General features: G+C 44.9%; 5 protein-coding genes. 2 read left to right on the forward strand and 3 right to left on the reverse strand.

Going from position 1 to position 6,945, the window contains the following annotated elements; translation table 11 throughout:
* Nucleotides 1-117: 117 nt before the first annotated feature.
* Nucleotides 118-1,098 carry a sugar-binding transcriptional regulator gene (locus AB4623_RS21865; RefSeq protein ID WP_372147366.1) on the reverse strand — a complete coding sequence of 327 codons (981 nt, stop codon included), beginning with the start codon at nt 1,096-1,098 and terminating at the stop codon, nt 118-120.
* A gap of 459 nt (nt 1,099-1,557) precedes the next feature.
* Between AB4623_RS21865 and tal the strand changes: the two genes are divergently transcribed.
* On the forward strand, nt 1,558-2,508 hold the full coding sequence (gene tal, locus AB4623_RS21870) for a transaldolase (protein ID WP_009845571.1): 951 nt from the start codon (nt 1,558-1,560) through the stop codon (nt 2,506-2,508).
* 87 nt (nt 2,509-2,595) lie between these two features.
* Complete coding sequence (gene tkt / locus AB4623_RS21875; RefSeq protein WP_009845572.1) at nt 2,596-4,587, forward strand: transketolase; 1,992 nt, start codon at nt 2,596-2,598, stop codon at nt 4,585-4,587.
* Between the two features lie 108 nt (nt 4,588-4,695).
* On the opposite strand, the gene AB4623_RS21880 is transcribed toward tkt, so the two are convergent.
* Nucleotides 4,696-6,258 carry a PAS domain-containing methyl-accepting chemotaxis protein gene (locus AB4623_RS21880; protein WP_102393621.1) on the reverse strand — a complete coding sequence of 521 codons (1,563 nt, stop codon included), beginning with the start codon at nt 6,256-6,258 and terminating at the stop codon, nt 4,696-4,698.
* Nucleotides 6,259-6,434: 176 nt separating this feature from the next.
* Nucleotides 6,435-6,902 (reverse strand): Lrp/AsnC family transcriptional regulator, encoded by a 468-nt coding sequence (locus AB4623_RS21885; protein WP_102441428.1) that lies wholly within the window; start codon nt 6,900-6,902, stop codon nt 6,435-6,437.
* Nucleotides 6,903-6,945: the final 43 nt, after the last annotated feature.

Below are 6,945 nucleotides of genomic sequence, written 5' to 3' on the forward strand. Positions count from 1 at the left end.
GCATCATTAAAAAATTAGCGTTCTACTCATAGATTAATTGATAGTTTAATTAAATATACTTTTTGATGACTTCAGAAAACAAATACAAAATACAAAATACAAACAGGTTATTTGTTCCTATTTCATCTGTTCATCTAAGTTAAGTACCGTCAAAGCATTACTTACGCTGGTCGCTATCACATCGACCACACCGGTCCTTAGTGCGCCTAATAGAGCTAATGGCTTACTGTTCTCCGCTGCAATGGCAATGACTTCCGCTATTGGGCGGAACTCTTCCAAGGCCAAACCAATCACACGGTCACTCATTACTGTGTTTGCTGTTTTACCGTGAACATCGAAAAAGTCATAACCCGCAAAGTCACCGACGACACCTTGTAATAAACGAGATTGAACGACCTCACCTGCGGTAAACCAACCTAAGTCGACCATATAGCTGTTTTCACTCATATCACCGATACCGACTAAAGCGACATCGGCTTTTCGAGCGAGATCGAGGGTCTGCTTAACGGTGCTGTTTTCCATGAATGCGGTTTTTTGCGCTTTATTCTCGGCATAAGCAGGCGCGTACAAGGTTTCAGAGGATCCACCGTACTTTTTGGCTAGCTGCCTGCATATATGGTCGGCATTAAACATACCGCCTCTTGGGTGAATACCGCCGATACCACACACGAATTTACAGTCTCGTGGCGTAATTACGCCAGTGTGGTGAGCAATAGACGATACGTTTCGCCCTTGCCCTACTGTCACCACCATACCGTTTTTCAGTGTACTGGTAAGATAGTTAGACACTAAACCGGCTACTTGGAGTCGTTGCTTCTCTTCATTCGGTTGGTCTAGTGCCACAAGCGCACGCTTTACACCAAATCGTTCGATCAAACGTTGCTCGATCTTCGCACTAAAGACGGGGTGATATTTCACGGTGATCTCAACAATGCCCTCATCTCGGGCTTGCTTGAGCATTCGACCAACCTTTGCACGGGAGATAGAGTACTTTTTAGATATCTCTTCTTGCGTAGCACCATCTTGATAATAAGCAACCGCTACTTCAGTGAGGAGATCAGTGTTTTCTTCGGAAACATCTTGGATATTCTTACTCATATACCACTCAACCAATATTTAACAATTATTTTACCTGCTTGAAGAACAAATGTTCGATGCTTAAGCAAGTGATACACAAGTTTACACCCCGAACATATGTAACAGCAAGGTACATTTGCTCATAGTCATAACCATGGTTTTGTTGTTGATTAATTCACCTCACTTTGCTCGTTAAACGTTTGCTTGCATAGCCCATGATTACTAGAGCGAAATATATTTGACTGAAGTCACCATACAGTACTATTTACCGTTGACTTTGGGGCTAGATCGGATAAATATGGCTACATCATTTACTCATCGAGCGATCAAATGTTCTGTGCAAATGTTCGTTCGGAGAAAAATTTAAATTAATGTAAGTTTGGCTCACTGGTACAACCATTGAGAACTTCATTAGTTAGCTTGCAAATGCCCACACCTCTCCCATTAATGAGGTGTTATGCGATACATAGGATGATCAAAATGAGCAATAAATTAGAGCAACTTCGTAAACTAACAACTGTTGTAGCTGACACTGGCGATATCGAAGCTATCAGCAAGTACACTCCTGAAGATGCAACAACTAACCCATCTCTAATTCTTAAAGCTGCTCAAATTGCTGAGTACGCTCCTCTAATCGATGCTTCTATCGAATACGCAAAAGCGCAAAGCGGTGATAAAGCACAGCAAGTTCAAGATACTTGCGACATGCTTAACGTGAACATCGGTAAAGAAATCCTAAAAGTTGTACCTGGCCGTATATCTACTGAAGTAGATGCTCGTCTTTCTTACGACATGGAAGGCAGCGTTGCTAAAGCTCGTCAACTTATCAAAATGTACAACGACGCTGGTATCACTAACGACCGCATCCTTATCAAACTGGCTTCTACTTGGGAGGGCATCCGTGCTGCTGAAATCCTAGAGAAAGAAGGCATCAACTGTAACCTAACGCTTCTATTCTCTTTCGCTCAAGCTCGTGCTTGTGCTGAAGCTGGCGTATTCCTAATCTCTCCTTTCGTAGGTCGCATCATGGACTGGTACAAAGCGAAAGAAGGTCGTGATTTCGAAGCTTCAGAAGATCCAGGTGTAATCTCTGTTTCTGATATCTACAACTACTACAAAGACCACGGCTACAAAACTGTTGTTATGGGCGCAAGCTTCCGTAACATCGGCGAGATCCTTGAACTTGCTGGTTGTGACCGTCTAACTATCGCTCCGCAACTTCTAGCAGACCTAGAAGCAGCAGAAGGCGAAGTAGTAGAGAAGCTTATCGACTCTAACGGTACTAAAGAGCGTCCAGCAGCGATGACTCACGCTGAGTTCCTATGGGACCACAACCAAGATGCAATGGCTGTTGAGAAACTGGCTGAAGGCATCCGCAACTTCGCCGTTGACCAAGGCAAACTAGAAGACATGATCGCAGCTAAGCTGTAATCACTCTTACCAAATTCAAATAGGGGAACGTTCAGTTCCCCTACTTTTATCAATTTTGTTTTTCTTAATTTTTATTCGGAAGTTCTTATGAATCGCAAACATCTAGCTAACGCTATTCGTGCTCTAAGCATGGACGGCGTACAACAAGCAAACTCTGGTCACCCAGGCGCGCCTATGGGTATGGCAGACATCGCTGAAGTACTTTGGCGCTCTCACCTAAACCATAACCCAGCAAACCCAGAGTGGGCTGACCGCGACCGTTTTATCCTGTCTAACGGCCACGGCTCAATGCTGATTTACTCTCTGCTTCACCTAGCAGGTTACGAGCTTTCAATTGAAGATCTTAAAAACTTCCGTCAACTGCATTCTAAGACTCCAGGTCACCCAGAGTACGGCTACGCACCAGGCATCGAAACAACGACTGGTCCTCTAGGTCAAGGCATCACTAACGCTGTTGGTATGGCAATGGCTGAGAAAGCGCTTGCAGCACAGTTCAACAAAGAAGGCCACGACATCGTAGACCACTACACTTATGCATTCATGGGTGATGGCTGTCTGATGGAAGGTATTTCTCACGAAGCATGTTCTCTAGCAGGTACGCTTGGTCTTGGTAAGCTGGTTGCTTTCTGGGATGACAACGGTATCTCTATCGATGGCGAAGTTGAAGGTTGGTTCTCTGACGATACACCTAAGCGTTTCGAAGCTTACGGCTGGCACGTAATCCCAGCGGTAGATGGTCACGATTCTGACGCTATCAACGCAGCGATTGAAGCGGCTAAAGCAGACCCTCGCCCTACTCTAATCTGTACTAAAACAGTGATTGGCTTTGGTTCTCCAAACAAAGCAGGTACGCACGACTGTCACGGTGCTCCACTAGGCGCTGAAGAAATTGCAGCAACACGTAAAGAATTAGGTTGGGAGCACGGTCCTTTTGAAATTCCGTCGGAAGTTTACTCAGAGTGGGATGCGAAAGAAGCAGGCGCAGCTAAGGAAGCAGCGTGGAACGAGAAACTTGCAGCTTATGAAGCAGCATACCCTGAGCTGGCAGCTGAATTCAAACGCCGCGTAAACGGTGACCTACCAGCTGAGTGGGAAGAGAAAGCATCGGCAATCATCGCTGATCTTCAAGCTAACCCAGCAAACATCGCTTCACGTAAAGCATCTCAAAATGCTCTAGAAGCGTTCGGTGCTATGCTACCTGAATTCATGGGCGGCTCGGCTGACCTTGCGCCTTCTAACCTGACTATGTGGTCTGGTTCTAAGTCTCTTGAAGCAAACGACTTCTCTGGTAACTACATCCACTACGGTGTACGTGAATTCGGTATGACGGCTATCATGAACGGTATCGCTCTGCACGGTGGTTTCGTACCATACGGCGCAACGTTCCTAATGTTCATGGAATACGCGCGTAACGCTATGCGTATGGCTGCTCTGATGAAAACTCAGAACATCCAAGTTTACACGCATGACTCTATCGGTCTTGGCGAAGATGGTCCAACTCACCAACCAGTTGAGCAGATCGCTTCTCTACGTCTAACTCCAAACATGAGCACATGGCGTCCATGTGACCAAGTTGAGTCTGCTGTTGCTTGGAAACTAGCAATCGAGCGTAAAGATGGTCCTTCTGCACTTATCTTCTCTCGTCAAAACCTTGCACAACAAGATCGTGACGCTGAGCAAGTAGCAAACATCGCTAAGGGTGGTTACATCCTGAAAGATTGTGAAGGCAAGCCAGAGCTTATCCTTATCGCAACGGGTTCTGAAGTTGAGCTAGCGGTTAACGCTGCTGCTGAGCTAACGGCTGAGGGTAAGAAAGTACGCGTAGTTTCTATGCCTGCTACTGATGCGTTCGACAAACAAGACGCGCAGTACCGTGAGTCTGTACTTCCATCTGACGTAACGGCACGTATCGCTGTAGAAGCTGGCATCGCTGACTTCTGGTACAAGTACGTTGGTTTCGGTGGCAAGATCATCGGTATGACAACGTTCGGCGAGTCTGCACCTGCAGGTGAGCTATTCAAGATGTTCGGTTTCACTACTGAAAACGTAGTAAACACAGCGAAAGAGCTTCTAGCTTAATCTTGAATACATTGTCTCGCCCTTCAATGGGTTGATGCATACAGAAAGCCCCGCATGAAAATACGGGGCTTTTTTTGTCTTTTCTCTCATTCGGATTAAATCTAACGGCTATTTTTCTTCGAAACGCTTTGCCAGTTGGTAGAACTCATTGACTTGTTCTTTTAGCTCTGTGGAGTGGTCTTTCACAGAATGCGTTGCCACTAAGTTTTGTTCTGCGGTCGAGGCGATAGACTGCATATGCAGATTGACCTCACTCGACAGCTCACGTTGCTTATGAGCAGAACTTTCAACAGACTGCATGAGTTCATTCATGGATTGCATTAGGTTTTCGACTTCCGACAAGCGCTCTGCACTCACCTTCGCAACATCACCACATGCGTCCGTTTGCTTACGGTTCGCCAGAATATCTTTTTGCCACCCTTCAATCGTCGTTAGCATGGTATCGATGCTCTCTTTGATCTGAACCGTAGCCTTTGAGGTTCGACCCGACAATGCACGGACTTCGTCGGCAACAACGGCAAAGCCTCGTCCTTGCTCGCCCGCTCTCGCCGCTTCAATCGCAGCGTTCAGGGCCAACAAGTTGGTTTGTTCGGCGATTCCACCAATCTCTTCCATTATCTTGCTTACGCTCTGCGCTTGATCGCTCAGTTGGTAAGTCGTTTGAGTCGCCTTTTCAGCCTGAGAAGCTAGGCTCTCTAAGTTTTGATGAGTTTGATTAATGCTTTCTTTAGCGCCAGCACAGGTTTGCAAAGTCACATCAACAATCTGGTGCGCTTCTTCTGTGCGAGAAGAGACCTCATTGGCGGTGACTTCAACCTCTTCAGTCGCCTCTCGTACTTGAAGAATGTCTTTTGTTTGTTGATCTAAGGCTTCTGATACTTCAAATGACGTCGCATTTAGGTTGTCAGCCAAATCTTGTAACGGCTTGGCTGAGTCTGTCATGCGACCTAATACGGTGTGGATTCTTGCAGACAATAGTTTTAAGTGAAAATCGGCAATAGAGAACTGACTATTACCTGAATAAACAAGACGACTAACACTATCGAATTTAGATTGCAGCTTTTTCAACTGCAGTGGAGTATCAATCAGCTCTTGTCGGAAAAGCAGTGCTAATGCTGAAACAGGAAGTAGGCTCAACAACCATTGTGATACTTGCCCTACTTCAATGAGATTTGAAATTAACGGCGCAGCCAAAGAGCCTAGCAACACGGCGTAACGAACACTGTCACTGATCTTTAATGACCATTGGCGACCCGACTTTTCAGCCTTCAAGAGGCCTTGGTAAGCCTTATCTGCAACTTGTATCCATTCATTCTTTGGCTTAACACGAACAGATTGGTAGCCACTCACCTTACCATTGTCGTAAATTGGAGTTACATAAGCATCGACCCAGTAAAACCCACCAGATTTGGTTTTGTTTTTTACGATGCCACGCCAAGCTTTACCTTGCTTTAGGTTAACCCACATATCAGCAAAAGCGGCTTTCGGCATATCGTTATGCCTTACGATATTGTGGTGTTGCCCTAGCAATTCTTGTTGGCTGTATTCCGCTATGCGACAAAAAGCATCATTACTGTACGTAATCACGCCTTTTAAATCAGTGGTAGAGACAAGTTGTTCGTTTTCGCTGAGAAGCGTTTCACGAGATTGAGTAGATGAGCTGACAGTCATTATATTAACTTAGGTTAATTATTATTTTAGGCGAGGAATATATACAATTATTAAAGTTATGACAAAATGTGAACGTCACATTTTGTGTAAATGCCTGCTATTTATACAAAAATACGCCTGACACCTCACAAAGCTCAAAGCTTCACGCCTTTTCTTTTCGCTTCTCAAATTCACGGTCATGACTCATCTAAGTTCACTGCAGTGGTAAATTTCACGGTTCTCATTGAAACAGAGGTATGGAACTTGCGAATATTTAAATCTTTGCGCAGTACTCGTTCAACAAAATCTTCGTAGGCTTGAATGTCCTTGACCGTCACAATCAACATAAAGTCAAAACTGCCCGAAATCTGATAGCACTGCGTGACCTCTGACGCCTTAGAAATAGAATGGCGAAAGATTTGATAAATATCCCCTCGGTCTCGTTCCATTTCTACGGACACAACTAAAGTCATCTTACTGCCTGTAAGTTCTGGGTTGATAATAGACACATCACTCACAATCACGCCTTCCTCTCTCAATCGTTTCACTCGCTTTAAGCAAGCCGGAGGCGATAACCCAACCATCTCAGCCAATGTGAGGTTTGGGATTCGGTTGTTCTTCTGCAGTTCAACGAGAATGCTTCTATCTATACGATCAATTTCCATAATTTCTCAATATTCTAATTTTGTGACTAATAATTTCGAATAC

Origin of the sequence: Vibrio sp. 10N.222.52.C12, from assembly GCF_041474215.1 — a bacterium.
Classification (GTDB): Bacteria; Pseudomonadota; Gammaproteobacteria; order Enterobacterales; family Vibrionaceae; genus Vibrio; species Vibrio crassostreae_C.

Coding starts and splice junctions, on each gene's coding strand:
- AB4623_RS21865 (WP_372147366.1), bottom strand. CDS start 1,098: ATGAGTAAGAATATCCAAGATGTTTCCGAAGAAAACACTGATCTCCTC.
- tal (WP_009845571.1), top strand. CDS start 1,558: ATGAGCAATAAATTAGAGCAACTTCGTAAACTAACAACTGTTGTAGCT.
- tkt (WP_009845572.1), top strand. CDS start 2,596: ATGAATCGCAAACATCTAGCTAACGCTATTCGTGCTCTAAGCATGGAC.
- AB4623_RS21880 (WP_102393621.1), bottom strand. CDS start 6,258: ATGACTGTCAGCTCATCTACTCAATCTCGTGAAACGCTTCTCAGCGAA.
- AB4623_RS21885 (WP_102441428.1), bottom strand. CDS start 6,902: ATGGAAATTGATCGTATAGATAGAAGCATTCTCGTTGAACTGCAGAAG.